This is a genomic window from Paraglaciecola algarum (genome assembly GCF_021532655.1).
Taxonomy (GTDB): Bacteria; Pseudomonadota; Gammaproteobacteria; order Enterobacterales; family Alteromonadaceae; genus Paraglaciecola; species Paraglaciecola algarum.
Genome location: NZ_JAKGAS010000010.1, coordinates 47,954 through 72,812, shown reverse-complemented (window position 1 = coordinate 72,812; position 24,859 = coordinate 47,954). Strand labels below are relative to the sequence as shown.

The 24,859-nt window shown below is 38.8% G+C and carries 19 protein-coding genes; 10 read left to right on the top strand and 9 right to left on the bottom strand.

All coding sequences use genetic code 11. The features are described 5' to 3' along the window. Positions 1–18 precede the first annotated feature (18 nt). Both L0668_RS16485 and L0668_RS16480 read left to right on the top strand, forming a co-directional pair. Positions 19–876, top strand: a complete 858-nt coding sequence (locus L0668_RS16485) for an SPFH domain-containing protein (protein WP_235313820.1) — start codon at positions 19–21, stop codon at positions 874–876. A gap of 26 nt (positions 877–902) precedes the next feature. After that, positions 903–1,112 (top strand): type II toxin-antitoxin system antitoxin, encoded by a 210-nt coding sequence (locus L0668_RS16480; RefSeq protein WP_235313819.1) that lies wholly within the window; start codon positions 903–905, stop codon positions 1,110–1,112. A gap of 76 nt (positions 1,113–1,188) precedes the next feature. On the opposite strand, the gene L0668_RS16475 is transcribed toward L0668_RS16480, so the two are convergent. The 4 genes from L0668_RS16475 to L0668_RS16460 form a co-directional block, all read right to left on the bottom strand. Then, a complete protein-coding gene (locus L0668_RS16475; RefSeq protein WP_235313818.1) occupies positions 1,189–1,977 on the bottom strand; it encodes a choice-of-anchor H family protein in 789 nt (262 codons plus the stop codon). A 149-nt stretch (positions 1,978–2,126) separates the two neighbouring features. After that, positions 2,127–2,957, bottom strand: a complete 831-nt coding sequence (djlA, locus tag L0668_RS16470; RefSeq protein ID WP_235313817.1) for a co-chaperone DjlA — start codon at positions 2,955–2,957, stop codon at positions 2,127–2,129. 51 nt (positions 2,958–3,008) lie between these two features. Further along, complete coding sequence (gene murU / locus L0668_RS16465) at positions 3,009–3,683, bottom strand: N-acetylmuramate alpha-1-phosphate uridylyltransferase MurU (RefSeq protein WP_235313816.1); 675 nt, start codon at positions 3,681–3,683, stop codon at positions 3,009–3,011. After that, positions 3,683–4,699 (bottom strand): aminoglycoside phosphotransferase family protein, encoded by a 1,017-nt coding sequence (locus L0668_RS16460; protein WP_235313815.1) that lies wholly within the window; start codon positions 4,697–4,699, stop codon positions 3,683–3,685. The genes murU and L0668_RS16460 overlap by 1 nt, the downstream gene beginning before the upstream one ends. Positions 4,700–4,849: 150 nt before the next feature. Here L0668_RS16460 and L0668_RS16455 point away from each other — a divergent pair, with 150 nt between their 5' ends. From L0668_RS16455 to L0668_RS16420, 8 genes are all read left to right on the top strand, one after another. After that, positions 4,850–7,039 carry an LPS-assembly protein LptD gene (locus tag L0668_RS16455; protein WP_235313814.1) on the top strand — a complete coding sequence of 730 codons (2,190 nt, stop codon included), beginning with the start codon at positions 4,850–4,852 and terminating at the stop codon, positions 7,037–7,039. A gap of 115 nt (positions 7,040–7,154) precedes the next feature. Beyond that, entirely contained in the window at positions 7,155–8,450 is a 1,296-nt protein-coding gene (gene surA / locus L0668_RS16450; RefSeq protein ID WP_235313813.1) for a peptidylprolyl isomerase SurA, read from the top strand. Then, positions 8,451–9,434, top strand: coding sequence for a 4-hydroxythreonine-4-phosphate dehydrogenase PdxA (gene pdxA, locus L0668_RS16445; RefSeq protein WP_235313812.1), 984 nt, complete (start codon positions 8,451–8,453; stop codon positions 9,432–9,434). Between the two features lie 38 nt (positions 9,435–9,472). Further along, positions 9,473–10,279 (top strand): 16S rRNA (adenine(1518)-N(6)/adenine(1519)-N(6))-dimethyltransferase RsmA, encoded by an 807-nt coding sequence (gene rsmA, locus L0668_RS16440; RefSeq protein ID WP_235313811.1) that lies wholly within the window; start codon positions 9,473–9,475, stop codon positions 10,277–10,279. 27 nt (positions 10,280–10,306) lie between these two features. Next, positions 10,307–10,681, top strand: a complete 375-nt coding sequence (gene apaG / locus L0668_RS16435; protein WP_235313810.1) for a Co2+/Mg2+ efflux facilitator ApaG/CorD — start codon at positions 10,307–10,309, stop codon at positions 10,679–10,681. An 18-nt stretch (positions 10,682–10,699) separates the two neighbouring features. Then, positions 10,700–11,515 carry a symmetrical bis(5'-nucleosyl)-tetraphosphatase gene (locus L0668_RS16430; RefSeq protein WP_235313809.1) on the top strand — a complete coding sequence of 272 codons (816 nt, stop codon included), beginning with the start codon at positions 10,700–10,702 and terminating at the stop codon, positions 11,513–11,515. Positions 11,516–11,680: 165 nt separating this feature from the next. After that, a complete protein-coding gene (locus L0668_RS16425) occupies positions 11,681–13,705 on the top strand; it encodes a HAMP domain-containing methyl-accepting chemotaxis protein (RefSeq protein ID WP_235313808.1) in 2,025 nt (674 codons plus the stop codon). 1,247 nt (positions 13,706–14,952) lie between these two features. Further along, positions 14,953–16,293, top strand: a complete 1,341-nt coding sequence (locus tag L0668_RS16420) for a DUF2254 domain-containing protein (RefSeq protein WP_235313807.1) — start codon at positions 14,953–14,955, stop codon at positions 16,291–16,293. A gap of 287 nt (positions 16,294–16,580) precedes the next feature. Here the strand turns inward: L0668_RS16420 and dnaJ are convergent, their stop codons facing one another. From dnaJ to L0668_RS16395, 5 genes are all read right to left on the bottom strand, one after another. Beyond that, positions 16,581–17,720, bottom strand: coding sequence for a molecular chaperone DnaJ (dnaJ, locus tag L0668_RS16415; RefSeq protein ID WP_235313806.1), 1,140 nt, complete (start codon positions 17,718–17,720; stop codon positions 16,581–16,583). 146 nt (positions 17,721–17,866) lie between these two features. Beyond that, on the bottom strand, positions 17,867–19,804 hold the full coding sequence (gene dnaK, locus L0668_RS16410) for a molecular chaperone DnaK (protein ID WP_235313805.1): 1,938 nt from the start codon (positions 19,802–19,804) through the stop codon (positions 17,867–17,869). A gap of 145 nt (positions 19,805–19,949) precedes the next feature. Continuing rightward, positions 19,950–20,585 carry a nucleotide exchange factor GrpE gene (gene grpE / locus L0668_RS16405; protein ID WP_235313804.1) on the bottom strand — a complete coding sequence of 212 codons (636 nt, stop codon included), beginning with the start codon at positions 20,583–20,585 and terminating at the stop codon, positions 19,950–19,952. Positions 20,586–20,749: 164 nt separating this feature from the next. Further along, positions 20,750–22,054: a putative bifunctional diguanylate cyclase/phosphodiesterase gene (locus tag L0668_RS16400; protein WP_235313803.1), complete on the bottom strand. Its 1,305-nt coding sequence runs from the start codon at positions 22,052–22,054 to the stop codon at positions 20,750–20,752. A gap of 198 nt (positions 22,055–22,252) precedes the next feature. Further along, positions 22,253–24,736 (bottom strand): glycogen/starch/alpha-glucan phosphorylase, encoded by a 2,484-nt coding sequence (locus L0668_RS16395; protein WP_268820405.1) that lies wholly within the window; start codon positions 24,734–24,736, stop codon positions 22,253–22,255. Between the last annotated feature and the right edge of the window lie 123 nt (positions 24,737–24,859).

The window sequence follows — 24,859 nt, the reverse complement described above, 5'->3', positions numbered from 1 at the left end:
TATCAAAAAGAGATAAACATGATTACTGAGAAAAAAGGGTTTTCAATTAATGGTTACTTAGCGTTTTTTGCCGTATTACCTTTACTACAAGTTGTATTTGGTTATGTGTTGTTCAGTCAAACAAACATTATCATTGGCATAATAGGCTCTGTATTAACCTTAATTTGTTGGGGTGGATTTTTTATGGTGCAACCAAATCAAGCTAAAGTTATGACCTTATTTGGTAGTTATGTGGGGACTGAAAAACGCAATGGCTTACGCTGGACGATCCCATTTTTCATGCGTAAGACGGTATCATTAAGGATCAGAAACTTTGAATCAGCAAAAATTAAAGTGAACGACAATTTAGGCAATCCTATTGAGATCGCCACTATCGTTGTATGGTCTGTAACCGATTCAGCTGAAGCTATGTTTGAAGTAGATGATTACGAAAGTTACGTCACTATACAAAGTGAATCAGCCTTGCGAAATTTGGCCAGCAGTTATTCCTACGATCCACAATCTGACAATGAGTCTGACGTAGCTCTTAGAAGCCATCCTTTAGAAGTTTCAGAAAAACTTAAACGAGAAGTACAAGAACGTTTAGGCAAAGCTGGGCTAACTGTGCATGAATCTAAAATTAGTCATTTAGCCTATGCGCCAGAAATTGCCAGCGCCATGTTACAAAGGCAACAAGCCACCGCTATTATTGCCGCTCGTAGTAAAATAGTGGAAGGCGCGGTTGGTATGGTTGAAATGGCCTTAGATAGGCTCAAAGCTCAAAACGTGGTGGATTTGGATGAAGAGCGTAAAGCCATGATGGTGAGTAATTTACTTGTAGTTTTGTGCGGTGATAAGAACGCCCAACCCATAGTCAATAGTGGCAGCTTGTATTAATTATTCTGGGAAAAAGAAGTATAACCATGTCTAAAAAAGCATTTCCATTAAGGATCAATGCCGACGTACTAGCAGCTATGCAACGTTGGGCCGATGATGACCTACGCAGTGTCAATGCTCAAATTGAATTTGTACTGCGGGATGCACTAGTTAAGCACAAACGGGTTAAATTAGTGCAAAAAATGACAACCATAGTGGAAGACATAGAAGATCCGAATAATCCAGAAAAACAATAACAAATGCCCAGCTAATTTAGCTGGGCATTGGTTTCTATTGATTCTGTGTTGTCGACATGTAAAGCAGCGAAAAACTTTATTGAAAATACTTTCTTAACGCGACTAACGGAACAAGTAATAAACTAAACCAGCCCAAGCTGCCGCCACTTTCATGAATAACCACCACTTGATCTACGTATACTTCTTCGTAATTAGCACTTTCTAAAGGTAACAAATATAAGTCAGCGTCATTAGTACCATCCAAAGTAGCCACTAATTGATTATTGTAAGCGTCGTATAACTCAATCAAGACCTCATAATCAGCTGATGGAAACCCGGTTACCAACTCACTTTCAACCACAAAGCTATCGTTATTATTATCTGCATAAATATTAAAGTTAGACGTTGAGTGATACTCCTTGAACACCTCCCCCTTAGCTAAATACAACCTAGCGTATACTTCAGCGTGGTTAAATTCGGTATCAGCATCAAATTCAACGGTAAAATGATTGTAAAAGCCGTCTCTGTCTTGATCTGAATGAAACGTTATCCAGGCATCATACAACCAAAATGTTTGGTCTAAATTATTGGCATTAGGCCGAATGGTCAGAGTTCGTGCATTGGCTAGCTGTCTGTTTTTTGAGTTTTCAGAATCACTTATATTAGTAGCATTCGCTTTAGACATGCTTTGAATTAATAACTCACCACTTGCCGATTTTTCAATTTTTTCACTCGTTTGCTCAAATTGTTTTTCCGTCGATTTAACTGACCAAGAAGTGTCAGTCTGCTCAGCCAATAAACTTGTGCTAATCAATAAACTACTAGCAATTATTAGGCTAGCATTAATTACTTTATTAGATATGGCCGTTAAAATTGTGTTAGTCATGTCGTTCTCCTTTTAAGCTTGTAACCAGTGTGGCTTATCAAGCATGAACGAAAACTGAAGATAAAATTAACTGTGTGGGAATTTAATAAAAGTAGATATTGGAGCATAAAGAAATATGCCCCTATGAACTGAAGTGAAAAGGTTTAAATCTATCTAAAGCCGCGTTTTTCCTTAATCATTTCGTAGGCTGCTTGAATATCTTGAGCTTTATTTTTAGCCAGTTCCAAGGCTTGTTTGGGCAACCCTTTAGACACTAATTTATCTGGATGATGTTCACTCATGAGTTTACGATAAGCCTTCTTTATACTTTTATCATCATCCTGTTTTGATACACCTAAAATTTTATAAGCATCATCAATTGATTGTTGCGACGTATAATTCGGTCGCCGGCCACCGGCTCCTTGTTGACCGCCCTGCCTAAAGCGCATTTCCGCCTCAAACGCTGACAACAAATATAATAACTCTTGTGGTTTAAAACCTAAGTACTCAGCTACTTTTTCCAAAATAACTTGTTCGGCTTTATCTAACTTGCCATCGACATAAGCTGATTGGATCAATATTTCCAAATAAACCTGCAGGATGTCTCTGCGGCCATGACAAGATTCTTTGAATTCTTTAATGGTGGATTGCAAAGCAAAATCGGAAGCTTTACCGTCGCGGAAAGCTTGTTGTGCTTCAGCCCGAACTTCCCCCTCAAGGCCCATTTGATCCATTAGGGTACTGGCCATTCGAATTTCAACATTGCTCACTTGACCGTCAGCTTTAGCAATATGTCCCATCACAGAAAACAAAGAATGGAAAAAAATCGCCTGAGATTTAAATTGATCTTGGTTAGTAAAAAAACGGCTAAACCCGCCTTGCTGGTTAAAATTTTGGCTATAACCTTTATCAAACAAATGTCCTACAAAAAAACCCAGGACCGCTCCTGGAATTCTGCCAAACATAAAGCCAAAAATGGTACCTAATATTTTTCCAGTCATACTTTTTTACTATATCCGTAATTTGATTATTAACTTAGTTAATTTCTTAATTTAAGCTTGATTCAACTGCTCTAATCTTTCAGGAGTACCAACATCAGTCCATATTCCTGGATAATATTGAGCACTCATTTTTTGTTGAGCAATAGCTTGTCTAAAAAGAGGAACCAAAGGTTTGACTTCTACTTTTTGTCCTTTAAAAAAATCTTTATGGTATTTAGCAATACCACTAAAGGTTAATTTTTGTTGTCCAGATTGCTGAATCTTTTGATTAACAAGGTAAAAGTCACCATCCGGATTATGTTTGGGGTTATCCACTAATACTAGATGTGCACAGCCAGCCCCTATTTCAAGTGGCAACTTATTAAAATCGAAATCAGTAAACACATCTCCATTTACCACAGTAAAATACGTTTCATCTGAAGTTTGGCACAACAAAGGCAAAGCTTGAGTAATGCCTCCGGCTGTTTCCAAGGCATGCTTTTCTGGTGAATATAGGATCTGTAATCCAAATTTTTGTCCATCACCAATATACTCTTCTATCTGTTGCCCTAACCAAGCGTGGTTAATGACCACTCTTTGATAACCTGCTAATTTTAAGCCACATAGGTGATACTCAATTAAGCTTTTACCTTTTACCGTTAACAACGGTTTAGGTGCTTTATCGGTCAAAGGTCGCATACGCTCACCCCTGCCCGCGGCTAAAATCATGGCCGTTTTAGCCGCCATTATTGGGTCCCGTGTCTAACATTTTGCTGTATTGCCAACACAGCCGGTAAAACAATAGTGTCAACAAAGTTGGCCAAGGCATGTAGTTCTTTGTACTCTCGGCCCACTTCAACAATATATTGCAGAGTATTGGGAATGTCGTACAAATATGTGATTTTATTATCTCGCAAAAACAAACGAGCAAATATGCCACTTGCTTTGATATGCCTTTGCAATCCAGTAATATCAAACCAAAGTTTAAATTCTTTGAAATCATATTCAGAAAAATACTCTTGATACCATTCCTGTAACCAGAGTTCGACTTTTTCAGCTGGCCATCTTTGATAACAATCTCGTAATAATGACACTCCGTCATAGGTTAATGGACCTACAACTGCATCTTGAAAATCAATCACTCCTATTGACTGGTCAGCTAACAACATAAGATTACGTGAATGAAAATCTCTGTGTACACCTACCATAGGCTGAGATAAAAAAACTTGGGTAATAAATGCAAAAGAAGACTCAAGCATAGCAGTTTGTAATGAGGACAAGTTTAATTGTAAATACTCGGCCAATAACCACTGTGTAAAAATGTTAACTTCTCTTTGTACAAAAGCATGATCATATAACGGTAACTCACCTCTTTCCGTGGTTCTGCAAGTTTGAATTGCAGGAATACAGGCTAAGGCATTTTTATATAATAGGTCACACGTTTTTGAATTTAACGCTTGTGAGAACTGTTCTTCACCAAAATCTTGTTGACAATAAAAGCCTAACTCTAAATCATAAGCATAAACTTTTGGTACGTTTAACCCTGCCGCTTGATAAGCTTTAGCTACGTCCACAAACTTGCCACAATCTTCCACCTTAGGTGGTGCATCTACTGCAATTATCCACTGTCCTTTAGATAAAAAACGAAAATATCGTCGAAAACTGGCATCCCCGGAAACTAATTCAAGTTGTTGACACTCAAAGTCGGTAGATTGATTTATCCATTGTAGAAGTTGTTGCTGGCGAATATGCTCTGTGCTCAACTGAAATCTCTATTTGTAATATTGGGGTTTTAAATACGCAAGAATGACGAAATATAGCTTTTTTTGCAAGTATACTGGTAAATCATCTCGAAACCCTTAAAATTGACTCTTTAAACACCGTAATTAAACCAACATTAGGCCACTTTTTACTTGTCTAGTATACAAAACACCCAATTTTCACTTTGTTTGCTGTTGTCGATGACAGTTGGGCTAACCCATGCCCAAGAAGTATGTTTTGTCCCAGCCCCAGACCCAAATCTTGAAAATTCACTACTTGATGGACAAATTCAAGTCAAATCCCAAGATAGTGAGATCAACCAAGATACCTTTGCTAAATTCAAAGGCAATGTTGAAATTGACAGTAAACAAGTCAAAATAAAAGCTGATGAGGCCATTTTTGATCGCCAAACACAAACAGTTCAAGCCACGGGAAATGTAAGCTTTTTAGATCAACACATCACTGTATCAAGTGAAAAGATAGAGCTAAATCGAAGCTCTAATGAATTATTAATCGACAACTCTGAGTACACGTTAAACAAAGTACAAGGTCATGGTCAGGCGGAAAAAATAGCCATTGGTAAACAGTCGGGGATAAATTTAATTGAATCCAGCTTTAGTAGTTGTCCGGTTGATAATCAGGTATGGCGAATTCAAGCAAGTAACATTGAACTAACCCCAAATCAAGCCCGAGGGATAGTGAAACATGCTCGATTTTATATTAAAGATGTCCCCGTTTTATACCTCCCCTATTTTTCGTTTCCGGTTAATGACCAAAGGCAGTCTGGAATTTTATACCCAAGCTTAAAAAGTAATAGTGCTACTGGCATTAGTATTGAGCAACCCGTTTATTGGAATATTGCTCCCAACTATGATTTAACCTTGAGCCCAAGAGTCATGACAAAACGAGGTTTACAGCTTAAAACAGAATTTAGGTATTTAACCGAGCAGCATACAGGGCAAGTAAATTTAGAATACCTAGCAAACGACAAGGAACTAGCTGACAACACAGATAGATATTTTTATCGTTTTATTCATTCAGGGCAAATTAGCGAAAACTGGCACATCAATGCCGACTTAAATGGATTGAGTGACGACAATTACATAGTTGATTTGGGTTCTAATTATTACAATCGCGCTGATACTCACCTGTATAAAACATTAGGTATGAGTTACTTTTCTGAAGATTTGAGTTTAACTGCACAATTTAGGGACTTTGAAGTTTTGGGTGATCATCCTGATAGTTATCGCGCTTTACCTGAAATTCGCTTAGATTATTTAACTGACTTGCCTTTTAATACCGAGTTCGAGATCCATTCTGAGTTGGCTTATTTTGAAAGCGCTGAGTTAGATAACCCAACCGCAACACGTTTTCATATTGCGCCAACATTACGTTTTCCTTATCAAAATCAGTGGAGTGAATTTCTAGCAGAAGCCACTGTGATGCACACTCACTATTTACAAGAGAACATTCAAAACACCACATTAAATGAAGAAGTGACTCGTACCATAGGCCAAGCCAAAATATATGGCGCAATGGCATTTGAACGCCCCATCAACTTGTTTGGTATACAAATGACCCAAACTCTTGAGCCTAAAGCACAATACCTATATACCAGTTTTCAAGACCAATCAGATATTGGTTTATACGATACCACTCAAATATTTAAAAACTTCTCTGGCTTATTCAGAGGACAAGAATTTACTGGGCTAGATCGCATAAGTGACAATAATCAAATTACACTAGGTTTAACCTCACGAATCATTGATAACAACAACCAAGAACAATTTAAATTAAGTTTAGGCCAAATATTTTATTTGTCTGACAGCAAAATAACTGGTCTTGCCCAAGAGCAAGATCGCTCCGCTTTAGCTGCTGAGTTAGACTGGCAAATAGGCAGTAAATGGTATGCACATACAGAAGCACAGGTATCCACCAGTACCGACAAAATAGAACGCAGTAGTGTGTCATTAGAATACCAACTAAGTAAAAATAAGATATTACAAATTAACCACAGGTTTATCCGCGATCTCTCTTCTGAAGAAATTAATCAAGTGGGCGTAACAGCTAGCTGGCCTCTGAGCAAAAACTGGCAGTGGGTGGGACGTTGGTATCAAGATACCCAAAAAAATAGAACAGTTGAAACCTATACAGGTGTAAAATATGAGTCTTGCTGCTGGACAGTTAGTTTAGTCGCACAACGTCATTTAAGTAATCGTTTTGACTTGGCTGGAACACAAAGTACTGATGAATTTGAATCAGGCTTTCATGTATACTTCACCAGTCGCAACTTATTAAGGGATGGTTTGTTTGGTTACAGACGTCCATACTTGTTGAACTAATTTAGGTTTCAGACCACTAAGTTTTTCAAACTATTATCAATATCCATGGTGTTTTGTAAAAACACCTTTAACAAGCGTGATACAAAAACGCTTAAACGAGAAAGTAAATAACATTATGAAAGTATTAGCAGTTGCTCTTTTTATTGGTTCTTTAGTCTCTTTGCCGGCAAAAGCCGCACCTGAGATGTTAGACAGTGTTTCTGTCATTGTTGATCAAGGAGTGGTGTTAGAAAGCCAAATCCAAGACTTAGTGGCGACAGTAAAACGTAACGCCATGTTAAAGGAGCAAACACTACCATCTGACAGAGCCTTAAGAACCCAAGCAATTGAAAAACTCATTATAGATAGCTTGCAAACTCAAATGGCAGAAAGAATGGGGATCCAAATTAGTGATCCACAACTTGAACAAACCATAGGCAATATTGCGCAAGGTCAAAATATGACAGTTGCCCAACTCAGAGAGCAAGTTGCTAAAGAAGGTACTACATACACAAAATACCGTGAAGAAATTCGTAAAGAACTCATTTTGGGGGAAGTACGTAGAGCAAACGTACGTCGTCGTGTTTATATTACTGATCAAGAAATCAACAACTTAGTTAAATTAATAGACGAACAAGGTAATCAACAAGCTGAGTATCACCTTGGCCATATCCTAATTGAATTTCCTAGTGAACCTACAGACACCGATATCGAACAAGCTAAAACTCGAGCAGCTAAAGTCATTGAACTATTAAACAAAGGTTCGGACTTCACTAAAGTCGCTACCGCCTCATCTGGTGGTCCTAAGGCCCTTGAAGGTGGTGATTTAGGCTGGATGAACATTAACTCTATGCCAACACTTTTTGCCGAAGCCGTTCAAAACAAAGCTAAAGATGAGTTAGTTGGCCCGATTCGAAGTGGCGCTGGTTTCCATATACTTAAAATTAAAGATATGCGTGGTATCGAAAAAGTTGAAATTAACGAAGTGAATGCCCGTCATATTTTGATTACACCTTCTATTATTTTAAGTGACGAAAAAGCTCAAAAAATGCTCACCGAATTTAGAGAACAATTGCTCGCAGGTGAAGCAGACTTTGCTGAATTAGCCAAAGAGCACTCGGCTGACCCTGGTTCAGCCTTAAAAGGTGGGGAATTAGGCTGGGCTGATCCTAACGTTTATGATGCAACATTCCGTGATACTTTAGGCACTCTTGAAATTGACGAAATCAGCCAACCGGTTAAATCGCAATTTGGCTGGCACATCATGCAACTTCTGGATAAACGTGTGGGAGATGCGACTGAACAACGTAAAAAAGACAAAGCCTATCAATTATTGTTTCAACGTAAGTTTGCTGAAGAAGCAGATACATGGATCAGAGAAATCCGAGCCAGTGCTTATGTTGAGCTCATTGCCAAAAAAGATAATCAATAAGTGAAACCATTAAAAATAGCCGTCACCCCTGGAGAGCCAGCGGGTATTGGCCCAGACCTAGTATTAGCAGTAGCGCAGAAAGAGTGGCAAGCCCAGCTTGTGGTCTTTGCTGATGGTGAAATGTTACGACAAAGAGCTAAGCGTTTAGGTCTCCCCATAACCTTAGTTCCTTATACTGTAGACTCCGACACTTTATTACCTGCAGGACAATTGTATCTAGTTGATATCAAAACTAAAGTACCGGTAGTTTGTGGCAAATTAGATAGTGAAAATGGCCATTACGTAGTTGAAACATTACGTCAAGCTTGCAAAAAAAATATGGATGCTGAGTTTGATGCTGTGGTAACAGGCCCTGTACATAAAGGCTCTATCAACCAAGCCGGTATATCTTTCAGTGGTCATACTGAGTTTTTTGCAAATGAATCCAATACTAATGACGTAGTCATGATGTTAGCGACAGAAGGACTAAGAGTGGTATTAGCCACTACCCATATTCCTTTAGCTTATGTGTCAAAAGCGATTACATTTGAACGCCTACACAAAGTCATTCACATAGTGAATACGGATTTAATGTTGAAATTTGGTATTAAAAAACCACATATTTTTGTTTGTGGACTCAATCCTCATGCTGGTGAAGATGGCCATTTAGGTACTGAAGAAATTACTACTATTAACCCTGCACTAGAAGCTTTGCGGGCTGAAGGCTTGAATATAACAGGCCCCTTACCGGCTGATACTATTTTTAATCCTAAGTATCTTGAACAAGCCGATGCAATATTAGCTATGTATCATGATCAAGGTTTACCGGTTTTAAAATATAAAGGGTTTGGCGCCTCTATCAACATCACATTAGGATTACCATTTATTCGAACTTCGGTAGACCATGGCACAGCACTAGATTTAGCGGGAACAGGCGAAGCAGATACAGGGAGTTTTATTCTAGCCATTGAAAAAGCCGTTTCTATCGCAGCAGAAAAACAATGAATAATCCCTATTGCACCAATCACATTGAGTAAGCCACATTGAGTAAACAACATCTAGGTCACACAGCAAGAAAACGATTCGGTCAAAACTTTTTGCATGATAATTATGTTATCGATCAAATTGTCAGCGCTATTGCGCCACAAAAAGGCCAGCACATGGTTGAAATTGGGCCTGGACTAGGGGCTCTCACCGAGCCTGTTTGTGAATTATTGGATTCACTTACAGTTGTAGAGCTAGATAGAGATTTAGCAGAGCGTTTGCGTACCCATCCTTTTATCGCCAAGAAATTAAATATAATCGAAGCTGATGCGTTAAAGTTTAATTTTGCAGACATCATGCGAGAAGATAAACCTTTAAGAATTTTCGGTAACCTACCTTACAATATTTCTACACCACTGATGTTTCACTTATTTTCTTTTGCTAATAAAGTTCAGGACATGCATTTTATGCTGCAAAAGGAAGTCGTCAACCGTCTAGCCGCTGTGCCTGGTAATAAAAACTACGGTCGATTATCTGTCATGGCGCAATATCATTGTCAGGTTATTCCTGTGCTCCAAGTACCACCTGGGGCGTTTAATCCTCCACCTAAAGTAGATTCTGCTGTGGTTAGGTTAATACCTCACCAAGAAAAACCCGTTTCATTAATTAATGAAGCTTCTTTACACACAGTGTGCGCTAAAGCTTTTAACCAAAGACGCAAAACCATTCGTAATAGTTTAAAAGAATGTATCAGCGAACAACAATTACTTGATTTAGATATCAATCCTGAGCTTAGGGCTGAAAATTTATCCTTACAGCAATATGCACAGATAGCTAACGCTGTTGATTCTGTAAACCCAACTTAATCATTCTATTGAGGACTCAGAAAACTTATGCAAAGTTCCAATAGCATTTCTGTCAAGGTACAAACTCAATATTTGAGCGATCGTACAAACAAAGAAAATGAATTTCCGTTCGCCTACAAAATAACCATCTCAAATTCGAGCAATCAATTAGTCCAACTTATTAATCGTTATTGGTTAATCACAGACGGAAATGGCAAGAAAACCGAAATTCATGGTGAAGGTGTAATAGGCCAAAAACCATACATACGACAAGGCCAAACATTTGTTTACACAAGCGGCGCTGTATTAGAAACCCCAGTGGGTACCATGCAAGGTTATTACGAAATGAAAAACGAATCAGGAGAATGGTTTAAAGCTCCGATCGAAGTATTTAGTTTAGCTGTGCCCAATATTCTCAATTAGCCTAGAGTCTAAACAACTATGGCGACTTACATAGTAGGCGATATTCAAGCCTGTTTATCTGGTTTACAAAAGTTACTTAAGAAAGTAAATTTTTGCCCTAAAACAGACAAATTAATTGCCGTTGGTGATTTAATTGGTCGTGGTCCAGAAGCATTAGATACCCTTGAGTATTTAATGGGGTTAGGAAATAACTTTGACACAGTTTTAGGTAATCATGATTTACACTTTTTAGCCATTTACGCAGGTGTGCGTAAGGCTAAAGCCAGTGACAAATTTGATGATCTGCTCGCCTCCCCCAAAATTGAAACTTATATAGATTGGTTACGCCAAAAGCCGTTGGCTTTAACCTTAGATAAGCAAACCTTAATTTGCCATGCAGGGCTCTATCCGCAATGGTCAATTAAACAAGGTGTAAAATATAGTAAAGAAATAAGCCAGATATTAGGTTCATCTCAGTGGAAAATATTTTTAGCAAATATGTATGGCTCACAACCCAATATTTGGCATGACAAGCTTAAAGGTGCCGAGCGAAATCGGTTTATTGTGAATGCCTTCACCAGAATGCGCTTTTTAGAACAAAAGTCAGCATTAAATTTTGACTGCAAAAGTACCCCAGAAGACGCACCTAAAAAACTTGAACCTTGGTTTAACATTACGAACAGCCAATTAACCAAGCATCAATCGATTATTTTTGGTCATTGGGCTGCACTTCAAGGTAAAACCCGCTTAAAAAACATAATTGGGTTAGATACTGGATATTTGTGGGGACTATCCATGACCTTACTTGATTTTGATACTAAGATTAAATATTCAGTTGAAAATAAAGAAAAATAACTTTAAGCCGATAATTATTATCATATTAATTAGCTCAATGGCTTCAAATTATGTCTGAGTCAGTTATAGTTAACCTTGCTACTGAATTTGAGTAGCAAATTTTCAACTAATAATAATAACTAATTAAAGTCAGTATGGATGCTGCTCACTTTATTAAGGCCAAAAATGAAAATAACAGTCGCAAAACGTGTCGTAGGTGGTTTTTCTATAATCACTATACTTCTATTCCTACTCGGTGTTGTCGCCGTATCTAACTTAAATAGCATTGACCAAGCTACTGAAGAAGTTAATACCCTGGCTTTACCCACAGTTACCGGCAGTAGCCAACTTAAAGTTTCATTTTTGAACATGGGCAGATTAGCCACAGAAGCCTACTATGAAACCTCTTTGGATGATGTAAATACCAAACAAGCCGCTTTTGAAGCCAGTGAAGCGAGCTTTGATAGCGAGATGCGCACCCTAACCAGTGTTGTGAGCAAAGAAAAAGACTTACGTGAATCACTTGTTGAAACTGAAGAAATCTACCGACAATACATAGAAAATGTAGCAGCTATATTTGACAATAAAAAAGCTGGCCTTAGTTCTCTAAATAAAGTGGAAAGCTTATTGGGTGATATTGAAGATAATTCAGATGACGCATCGACTCTAATTGTAGATTTTGCTGATCTGGATGAAGTGCAAAATAACCGACAACTCAAAAAAGCCTCAGACATAGCTAATGGTCTAGAGTCAAATCTAATGTCACTTTTAACAGTGAGTGCCGAATATATCAAAACCACTAGTTTGGTAAGAGCTGATACTATCGGCAATGAAGTCACCCTAGTAATTAATCAGATTGAAGCAAAAATTGATGAAATTCAATCTGCCGAAAATGGTAGTGATGACTCAGATACCCTTAGTGAAGTCTATGAATTAGTCGAATCAATCACAGATTCAATGACCTCTTCCGATGGCTTATTACAAGCTCAAGTTAATCGTTTAAATAACCAGAAACAAGCCAAAGAGGCTTACCTTGCGTCTGATGAAAACATCAAACAAGCCATAGTCAAATTGAACGAACTTCTAGCCTTGGCTGATAAGAAAACTAAAATATCCAAAGAAGATGTTTCTAGTTCAGTTAGCATGGGGATCACCAGTACAATCATTATTGCGCTAATCTCAATTCTAGTCGCTGCTGGTATTGCATACGTAACAGTTATGGCCATAATTAAACCTTTAAATAAAGTTAATGACATGCTTAAAGTCGTGTCTACCGGTGATTTAACCCGCAAGTTAGATGACTCTTCTGATGACGAATTTGGTGAATTAGCCAAAAACTGTAATGATTTAATCGATAGTTTAAAAACATTAATTTCTGGCATTAGCTCACGCGCATCTCAACTTGCTGCCGCGGCAGAAGAAACCTCTACCGTGACCAATCAAACAACCCTGTCAATTCAAGAGCAAAAATCGCAAGTAGGACAGGTTGCAGCTGCCACTACAGAAATGCACAGTACTTCACAACTTGTTACCCAAAGTGCCGAAGACACGCTAAATCAAATCAAACATGCAGATATCGAAGCAGAAAAAGTTAAAAATATATCTGAAGAAAACAGACAAACCATTGAAGTATTAGCCAAAGATGTTGAAGAAGCAGCTGAAGTCATTAACAAACTGCATCAAGATAGCGCCAGTATTGGCGGAATTTTAGACGTTATTCGTGGTGTTGCTGATCAAACCAACCTACTCGCGTTAAACGCTGCGATAGAAGCAGCACGAGCCGGAGAACAAGGCAGAGGGTTTGCTGTGGTAGCTGATGAAGTAAGAACGTTAGCTAGCCGAGTACAACAATCTACTCAAGAAATTAATTCTATGATCGAAGTATTGCAAGCTGGCGCTGAAAAAGCAGTTGCAGTTATGAATCAAGGTAAAGAGCAAACAACAGTTTGTGTAGAACAAACTGAAAACGCAGCGAAAGCCTTGCAATCAATAACCGATGCGGTACACAAAGCCCACGACGTGAGTAGCCAAATAGAACAATCTGCTCGTGAACAAAATATTGTATCTCAAGAGATAAGCCAGAAATTAGAAAACATAGTGAATTTAGCCGAAGAAACCTCTGTTGGCGCGCATCAAACGTCAGATTCAAGTCAGGAAGTGGCAAAACTTGCAGAAGAGCTACAAAACTCAGTACAGCAGTTTAGGGTTTAGATATAAGCTACGAGCTTATATAGAGTAATGTTGAAACCGGCGAAAGCCGGTTTTTTGTTGGCTACGCCAAAAGGCATGTGCTTCGTTCACTGTGCATCGCTTCGCGACAAAGCATTCACTGCAATCTCAGTAACTGCTCCTGCGTCACTTAACCTTCCGTACCTAAAAATACCTATTCATTGCTGTCGAAACGGGCATAAGTCGCATCCTGCGATGAAAGATGCCTAAAAAACAAATCACTTAGAGTAAGTCAGATTCACATCCATGATGATATGCACCCAGTATTGCCTTGCATGGCAAGCCGTTCAACTGGGCGAAGCTTCGCTTCTAGAGAATCCAGTTTCACCCAGCCAATAATTTATTGGATACGGGATTTGTTTGCAGTGCGTCGATTTTTAGCTACATTTTTACCTGTAACCATGGATGACTCTAATACATCCAATAGCTCTTTTGGCGTTTACTTAAGTTAACCGGTGTTTTTATATGACTACCTTACAAACAAGATCGTCTACGCTGGCTGTTAAGAGTGACTGTCTTTGTAGTTTTTGTTAATGTGGCACACAATAGCCTTGTGGCGCAATGTGCCTTGGGTAGAAGTAGAGTCGAACAGTTTTTATCGTTACAGCCTATTTGTTGATTAAAAATAAGAAATGGTCAATTTTTAGATGCCCTCGAAGCTATTCATGGTGTTAGAAAGACTGCAGGGCTAAATCCACAACAGCTTAAAGCGCTGCAACACTGTGTTATAAGCAAACATTTGCACCATGGATACGGCAATATGTAATAACGAACCAGTTTTATTGATGATGAGTATTGGTTTAGGTCAGAAAATGATTAAATCGGCTGATAGAGCTGAAAAAAAGATGAGGGAGGGCAACTTGCTTACCTCAAAGGTTTGTGGAATGCAGTTAAGTTAGGCGAGTCAGTGGTAACAAATGTCACGATCGATGAAGCCCTACGTTAAAGCTAGAAACCGCCAGTTTGGTTATGGCAAATGCAGCACCATTTTCTACTATTCTAGCTCAAGGATGAGGACAGCCAAATTTATCTGACGGAAAATTAGATATTACTTGGTTACAAGGAGATATAACCGTAGGTGAAAAGATGCTCAACTTAACTGATTTAGCCCGCAGTGGATTGACCAATTCACCCACCAATTAAAATATTCAATTCAAACCTCAATCTCTAAGAGTGAAAAATGAGTAGTAAAGTCACTGAATTAGTCTAAATATTTAAAAGGAAGCGTTTTGCCATTTAGTATCACCAAATATGCGCCAATAATTGAACAAGCCCGCACCAGCTTTTGGTTTGTCCCAAGCTTTATGGTGTTATCGTCAATCTTACTTGCAGGATTAGCGATATACATTGATGCCGTTTATATTGATAGTATTAAGCATAGCTTACCATTAATTTATCAACTTGATATTGACGCTATTCGATCCTTGTTGGCCACGATTGCAGGGGCGATGATTACCGTTACCAGCATCGCATTTTCAATCACTATAGTTGCTCTAACCTTAGCTTCATCACAATTTGGTCCGCGTTTACTGCGTAACTTTATGATGGACTCGGGGACCCAAGTTGTACTTGGCTCGTTTATTTCTAATTTTTTGTTTTGTATCCTCGCATTTTGCGCCATTAGTTTTCAACAGCTATACACTTTAAAACCTGGAATTATGGTTGTTATTGCGGTGTTGATGACTTGTTTTAGCGTGGGAGTGTTAATTTATTTTATACATCATGTGGCTAAGTCTATTCAAGCCGATGTGGTGATAGATGATGTTTACCAAGAGCTACAATGTGGTATTGAGCAGCTATTTCCCTCGGTTAACCAACAACATGAAGCGGTGAGCAATGCCGAATCTATTGAAAATGGTTTGACTCAGCGAGCTCATCAGATAAACGTACTCGCTAGTTTTAGTGGATATATTCAAACAGTTGACCGTAAGGCATTAATAACCCTAGCGACTGACAGTGATGTGTTAGTTGAGTGTCTATATGGTCCTGGCGATTTTGTGGTTCAAAACGCAGTAATAGCCACCATTTACTCTGATAATCTAGTAGATAACAAGGTGACTGACTTAGCCTCCATACAAATAGTATTAGGTGCATACAGAACGCCAGTCCAAGATCCAGAATTTGCCATCCACCAGTTAGTTGAAATTGCTTTAAGGGCGCTATCTCCAGGAATTAATGACCCATACTCTGCCATAACCTGTATCGATAAACTCACCTCAGTATTGTGTGAACTAACCACTAAAGTTTTTCCCGAAAAGCAGCATTATGATCAGGCAGGCATATTAAGATTAGTCTGCAAGGTGTTATCGTTTAAAAATATTGCTAAAGCGGCATTCGACCAAATTAGACAACAAGCAAATAGTAATGTTGCTGTCACTATTCGGCTGTTGGAGTCTTTGCAGGTACTGATGACTTTTGTCCAAACCAATGAGCAGAAACATTTTGTGAAGAGTCAAACAAAAATGATAGAAGAACAGCAATCTAAGCAACCCTTATCTAAAGACGATTCAAGCGCAATTAACAGTAAAGTGGCATTGATTTTAAATAGCCCTGTAAATAAATCTGTGTAACTATGCCTTGTTGTAAATCCGCTAAGGTATTCCTTTCAGGCGAGTTTTAAAAGAGTTTACTTTGCGTTGCATGATCTCGAAAGAGAACGAGGTGATTTTTAGTAAAGTGCTACCAATCATGCGCCTTGATTATACCCTTTTATACTCTCGCTGAGTGACTACATACCAATCAGTATAAAGATGAGTTCTAAGACTGATTTGTATTAAGTAACGTAGTTCATATACAAACACAAAAAAGGCCGCTAACTAGCGACCCTCTTTCAAGTATCTTAAAAGTTAACTAACTATTAATTAGTTAAATCATCAAAGAACTTTTTCACACCATCAAAAAAACCACTTTCTTTCGGGCGATTTTTAGCTACATCTTTACCTGTGCCCATAGATGACTCTAATTCATCTAATAGCTCTTTTTGGCGTTTGCTTAAGTTAACCGGTGTTTCTATAACTACCTTACAAATAAGGTCGCCTAAGCTACCACTGCGTACCGATTTCACACCTTTATTACGCAAACGGAACATTTTGCCTGTTTGGGTTTCTGGGGTGACTTTCAGTTTCACTTTACCTTCTAGAGTAGGCACTTCAATTTCACCGCCTAATGCAGCTCGTGTGAAACTAAGGGGTACTTCACAATAAAGGTTATTACCTTCGCGGGTAAATATACTGTGTTCCCGCACGTGAATTTGCACGTACAAGTCGCCAGAAGGTGCACCATTCTCACCAGCTTCTCCACCACCTGTAGAACGAATACGATCACCTGTGTCAACGCCTGGAGGTACTTTAACAGATAAGGTCTTAGTTTTTTCTACCCGGCCCTGCCCATGACATGGCTTACAAGGATCAGATATAATTTTACCTTTACCATTACAAGTAGGACAGGTTTGTTGCACAGCAAAGAAACCTTGGCGCATTTGTACTTGGCCTTGACCATGACAAGTGTTACAGGTTTTGGCACTCGATCCTTTCTTGGCACCAGAACCGTCACAGGTTTCACAACTTGCTAAGGTAGGCACACGTATTTCTACAGTTTTACCTTTTACCGCTTCTTCAAGTGATAACTCAAGATTGTATTGTAAATCTGAGCCTGAACGAGCGCGCGATTGACGACCGCCACCTCCGCGTCCACCGCCAAATATATCACCAAATACGTCACCAAAAATGTCACCAAAGTCAGCACCATGACCGCCGCCACCGCCACGATTAGGATCAACACCAGCATGACCGTATTGATCATAAGCCGCACGCTTTTGCGAATCGGTTAACATTTCGTGCGCTTCTTGCACTTCTTTAAATTTTTCTTCTAAAGCTTTATCACCTTGAGTTCTATCAGGGTGGTACTTCATCGCTAGGCGTTTATAAGCCTTTTTTATATCGCGCTCGCTGGCACTTTTGTCCACGCCCAGCACTTCATAATAATCTCGCTTTGACATCTTGCTTCGGTATCCTGCGGTCTTTAATTTCTAATTCTTAGCGACTAATTTGCCTAGCGCTAAATACAAACAAGGCGCAGTCAGTGCGAACTGCTGCGCCAAGTTAGGCCGATAAGTCACCTTATCGACCTAGAAGTTAAGTAAGATTACTTTTTATCGTCTTCTTTTACTTCTTCAAACTCAGCATCTACTACATCATCATCTTGTGATTTAGCACTTGCGTCAGTTGGCTCTGGGCCGCCTTCCGCTGCTGCACCTTCTGCAGCAGCTTTAGCCTGAGCCACTTCCATTAACTTAGCTGATGCTTGAATTAGCTCTTGAGTTTTAGTTTCAATCGCTTCTTTATCATCACCTTTCACTGCGTCTTCAAGGGCAGTTACAGCTGTTTCGATTTGAGTTTTATCTTCTTCACTTAACGCATCGCCTGCTTCTTCCACTTGTTTACGTGTACCGTGGATCATGCCGTCAGCTTGGTTACGTGCTTGAATCAATTCTTCAAACTTAGCATCAGCATCTTTGTTTGCTTCTGCGTCTTGTACCATTTGCTCGATTTCATCTTCACTTAAACCTGAAGAAGCTTGGATAGTGATCTTCTGCTCTTTACCTGTATCTTTATCTTTAGCTGATACATGTAAGATACCATCCGCATCAATATCAAATGTCACTTCGATTTGAGGTGCGCCACGCTGAGCTGGACGAATACCTTCTAGATTAAATTGACCTAGAGATTTATTGCCCGTAGCTTGTTTACGTTCGCCTTGTAATACATGGATAGTAACAGCCGCTTGGTTATCTTCAGCAGTCGAGAAAGTCTGTGACTTTTTAGTCGGTACTGTTGTGTTTTTCTCGATTAGAGCAGTCATCACGCCGCCCATAGTTTCGATACCAAGTGATAATGGCGTTACATCAAGTAACAATACATCTTTAACGTCACCAGATAACACACCACCTTGAATGGCCGCACCAACAGCCACTGCTTCGTCAGGATTCACGTCTTTACGAGGCTCTTTACCGAAGAATTCAGTTACATGTTTTTGTACAAGTGGCATACGAGTTTGACCACCCACTAAGATGATATCGTTGATATCACTTACCGATAAATCAGCATCCGCTAGAGCTTGTTTAAGTGGCTCTAGTGTCGCTTTAACCATATCTTCAACTAGTGACTCTAACTTGGCACGGGTTAATTTAATCGTTAAGTGCTTAGGACCAGAGGCATCGGCTGTGATGTAAGGCAAGTTAACTTCAGTCTGCTGAGCAGAAGAAAGTTCAATCTTAGCTTTTTCACCGGCTTCTTTAAGACGTTGCATAGCTAATGGATCTTTACGTAAGTCCATGCCTGAATCTTTCTTAAACTCTTCTACTAAGTAGTTGATTACTTTGTTATCAAAGTCTTCACCACCTAAATGAGTGTCGCCGTTAGTCGCTAATACTTCAAAAGTATGCTCGCCATCGGCTTCGTCGATTTCGATGATAGAGATATCAAACGTACCACCACCTAAATCGTATACTGCAACAACACTGTCGCCTTTTTTCTTGTCCATACCGTATGCTAAAGCAGCAGCCGTGGGTTCGTTGATAATACGTTTAACTTCAAGACCAGCAATACGACCCGCATCTTTAGTTGCTTGACGTTGTGAATCGTTAAAGTACGCAGGTACTGTAATAACAGCAGCTGTTACTTCTTCGCCTAAGTAGTCTTCGGCAGTTTTTTTCATTTTTTTCAATACTTCAGCAGAAATTTGCGGTGGCGCCATTTTTTCGCCTTTCGCTTCTACCCAAGCATCACCGTTATCAGCTTTCACTATACTAAACGGCATGATGTCGATATCACGCTGAACTTCTTTATCTTCCCAACGACGACCAATTAAACGCTTGATAGCGAACAAGGTGTTTTTAGGATTAGTCACAGCTTGACGCTTAGCAGGTTGTCCCACTAAAGTTTCGCCATCTTGGCTGTAAGCAATAATAGAAGGAGTAGTACGATCCCCTTCTGCATTTTCAATAACTTTGGCTTTATCGCCGTCTAGTACTGCTACACATGAGTTAGTAGTACCTAAATCAATTCCAATGATTCTACCCATTAGTTTGTCTCCAAAAAATTTTTCTTAAAAGCTTGTACACTTTGTGGGGTTATTATTGAGCTTTTCAATATCTTGTTTAAAAAAACCTACACAAAACTGTAATTATTTTCGCTATTTCTACTTTTGCCTTTAGGTAAAACCTAAATTAAGCTTGAGTGTCAACGCCACCGTCTGGCCCACGGGTTACCATCACCATTGCGGGGCGTAATAAACGGCCATTAATCTCATATCCTTTTTGCATCACTGCTAATACCGTATTGGGTGGTAAATCAGCATTTTCTTGCATAGACATGGCTTGATGTTGCTCTGGGTTAAAAGGTTGGCCTTGAGGATCAATCACTTTCATACCAAATTTTTCAATTGTGCTAACAAAAGACTTTAGGGTTAAATCTACGCCTTCAAGAATTGGCTTGATGTTTTCATCTTCTGGATTACCTACTTGTAAAGCACGCTCCAAATTATCAGCAACAGGCAAGAGTTCACCGGCAAATTTTTCCAGAGCAAATTTACGTGCTTTGTCAATTTCGCCTTCAGCTCGTTTGCGAGAATTGTCAGCATCAGCAATAGCGCGCATTACTGAGTCTTTTTGGTCAGCAAGTTTAGTTTCAGCCGCAATCACAGCGGCTTCTAACTCAACAATACGTTGTTGGTCTTCGGTTAACTCTTCAGCGACTTCTTGAGTCTCTACTTGGTCTCCCTCTTGCTGAGCTGATTGTGGGTCAGCCTGATTTTGCTCAAACTCTTGATTTATTTCTTCAGCAGCTTGCTTATCGTCACTCATAAATTTCCCCGCCTTATCCGGCTAATAACAATATAAATTAGTAATTGCTGGCTGAAATGGGGATAGAAAAATGCAATTCAAGGATTAATCTGTGATCAGGTAAAAATTAATCGTAGAACACTGGAATTATGACTAGTTAGCAGGGAATAACGAGGTTTATGGTATTAGGAGATATAAGAAAGAGATGATCCCACAGAAATGTCTTGATGAGCTAATTCGATAAAATCTTGCAGACACACGGCTTTAGAAAATAAAAAACCTTGTCCGTGCACTATGCCTATCTCACGTAAAATGTGTAAGTGCTGAATGTTTTCAATACCCTCTGCAACCAATTCACAATTAGCTGCTTGAGCAATCAATAAACTGGCTTCCACTATGGCTTTGTTGATGGGGTTTTGCTCAATTTCCATAATGAAAGATTTATCAATTTTGATGGTATCTATTTCGATATTACGCATGTACCCCAAATTAGAATAACCTTTACCAAAATCGTCAATAGCGATGGCAATACCAAGTTCACGGACTTTACTTAACTGTTTTTTAACCAACAGTGAATTGGATAAAGCTACATCTTCAGTAAGTTCTAACTCAAACTGCGATAATTCAACCCCATGTAATTTAGACATACTCACCAAAACTTCAGTAAAATGTAGGTCGTATAATTGAGTGGGAGACATATTCACCGATATTTTTAATTTTAGTCCTGATTTATTGAGTTTGGCAGCACCTTTAAAGGCAGCTTCTAATACCCAATAACCCACTTCATTCATCATATTGTATGACTCAGCTGCTTCGATTAAAGCACCAGGAAACAACATTCCATCCAACGGATGATTCCATCTTAATAAACATTCAGCGCCAATAATTTTTAAAGTATTCAACTCTACTTTGGGTTGATAATAAATTTCTAATTCGTGTTGAGTAAGGGCTCTGGTCAAATCGGCTTTTAAGGTTAATGAACGACCAGATTCATCTGTTTTGACTTTATTTACAAACTGGAAGTTATCAAACTTATTAGATTTGGATTGTTTTAAGGCTGTTTCTGCTAACGAGAAGAAAGTGTTAATATTTTTATTTTCTATGGGGTTAGTCGCCACCCCCACATTAAAATCAACCATAAAAGCATGGTCATCACATTGAATAGGCGTTTTAAAGTGATCCGCTAGGTGTGTATAAAAACGTTTTAATTTTTGAGGGGGGAAACTACCAGATAAAACTAAACCAAAAATATCGCCACTAACACGACCAAAAATGGCCTCATTGTCAGATAAATATATAATTCTGTTAGCTATTTCGAGAAGTATTCGATCACCAAATTCATAACCAAAACTACTACTGACATCAGAAAAACGCACCACATCAATCAAGAATAAATTTTGATTACTATCTTCCAACAATAACTGTTCGATTTCGTCCAAAAACGCATAACGATTTGGGATAGTGGTCAAAGAATGATGTGATTCTTGCATTTAATAATTTAGCCCTATTTACAACCTATAAACTTGACTAATTTCCCTATTAAAGTCAAAACAAAGAATGTAACAAATTTCACTCAAATAAAAACTCAAACACATGTTTGAGTTTTCAAATGATACAATTTAGCCTAGCAAATAAAAATATGCTGATACACAAAAGGTGTAGAACTTAACACCTTTAAGGTTATAAATTTACTCTACAGCACATGGCTTTAATTTCCAAATCTTTTGCACATAGTCTTGGATTGAGCGATCTGAGGTAAATTTTCCCATACGCGCGGTATTTAATATGGCCATTTTCGCCCATAGAGATTTATCAGCATAGGCTTTGTCAGCTTTGAGTTGTGCTTGTGAATATGACTCAAAATCGGCTAACACTTTATAAGGATCTCCCCCTTCCAATAAGCTATGTTTAATTGAAGCTAAGGCACCGGGTTTGTCTGGGGTGAAATAATCTGTATCTAACCAATCTAAAACAGCCTTAATTTCTTTATTTTTATAATAATAATCGTAAGGGTTATATCCTTGGTCATTTAATTGCTGCACTTGATCTACAGTTAAACCAAATATAAAGATATTTTCGTCCCCTACTTCCTCTGCTATCTCAATATTTGCGCCATCTAAGGTACCAACAGTTAAAGCACCATTTAATGACAGCTTCATATTTCCTGTCCCAGAAGCTTCTTTTCCGGCTGTGGATATTTGCTCTGAAATATCAGCCGCAGGGATCATCTTCTCGGCTAAACTCACGCGGTAATTAGGTAGGAATACCACTTTAATTTTGTCTTTAAGGCGATGGTCATTATTCACTCGCATTGCCACTTGATTAATGGCGTAAATAATATCTTTGGCTAATTTATACCCGGGCGCGGCTTTGGCACCAAACAAAAACACCCTTGGTTGCATTTCGTAATTAGGGTTTTCTAATAATCGACGATATAAAGCCATGATATGCAGTAGGTTTAGATGTTGACGTTTATATTCATGTAAACGTTTAATTTGCACATCAAATATAGCCTTTGGATTAATAGTAATACCGGTTAAAGCCAGCACATCTTTGGCTAAATCTACTTTATTTTCATGTTTTATTTTCATGAACTGTTTTTGAAATTTAGCGTTGTCAGCATATTTGTCTAGCGTGGCTAAATTTTCTAAATGTAGTGGCCAATCATCCCCTATTTTTTCACTAATTAATGCTGATAACCTAGGGTTACAAGCCTTTAACCAACGCCTTGGGGTTATGCCATTGGTGACATTGGTTAATTTTTCAGGCCACATTTGATCAAACTCAGGAAACAAGTTTTTCTTCACCAATGCCGAATGGATCTCAGCCACACCATTGACTGCAAACGCCCCTATGACAGATAAGTTACCCATACGCACCATTTTTTCATGGCCTTCTTCGATAATGGATAACTTTTGCTTAATCTGGTTATCACCAGGCCAAATAGCCTCTACCTTTTCCATAAACCTGTGATTTATTTCATAAATAATCTCTAAATGGCGAGGTAATATTTTTTCTAACATACGAGCAGGCCATTTCTCTAATGCTTCAGGTAACAGAGTATGATTAGTATAAGCGAATGTTTTACTCGAGATATCCCAAGCAGTATCCCAATCTAGTTCAGCTCTATCAATTAAAATCCGCATCAACTCAGGAATTGCGATTGCGGGGTGGGTATCGTTTAATTGAATAACCACTTGCTCTGAAAAGTACTTCCAGTCATCACCATTGGCCCGTTTGTATCGACGAATAATATCCTTCAAAGAACAGGCACTAAAAAAGTACTGCTGAATTAAACGTAACTGTTTTCCTGCTTCAGTTTCATCATTGGGATACAAGACTTTTGAAATGGTTTCTGCCTGCACATTTTCTTTTTGTGCGTCAACATATCCACCTGCGTTAAACACATCCCAATTAAAATAATTCGATGCTTGGCTTTGCCATAAACGTAAAACGTTAACCGTTTTACCACCATAACCTACCACTGGAATATCCCAAGGTAAGCCTTTGACAATCATGCCTGGGTGCCATTCTTTTTGTACTTGGCCATTATCTTTATATTTAGTTTCTACATATCCATACAATGAAATTTCTTGAATGGATTCGGGACGGCATATTTCCCAGGGGTTACCGTAATCACGCCAACTATCAGGGCGCTCGATTTGTGCCCCATTTTTAATATCTTGGCGAAAGAGCCCATGTTCGTAATGCAAACCATAACCCACCGCGGGGAAATCTAAGGTAGCAAGAGAATCAATAAAACAAGCTGCCAAACGCCCTAAGCCGCCATTGCCTAAGGCCATATCAGGCTCTTCTTCCATGATGTCGGTTAAGTTCACCCCTAACTCAAGTAAGGCTTGTTTGGTTTTTTCGAATAAGCCTAAGTTATGCAGGTTATTCGACATTAAGCGGCCCATTAAAAACTCGGCAGAAAAATAATGCACCGCCCGGGTATCATTGAAATAATGGGATTTCTGAGTTTTACGTAACTGTTCAAGTACATGTTCTTGCACTGACGCACAAGTAGCTTTATACCAAGCATGATTATTGGCTTTGTTTTCATCTGTGCCTAATGAGCAATGCATATGGCGAACTATGGCTTCTTTAATTATGTTTTTGTCTGCTGCTGATGCTGATGTAGAGACTTGGAGCTTTTTAGTTTTAATATTCATAATTTCCTCTAATTAACTATCAAGGTTATCTAGCTGATTAATATCAAAGTTAATATCAACAGAATAGAAACGCTTAAAATTCACTCTATGCGCTATTAGTAACAGCTTTTTTGGCTGCTGTTT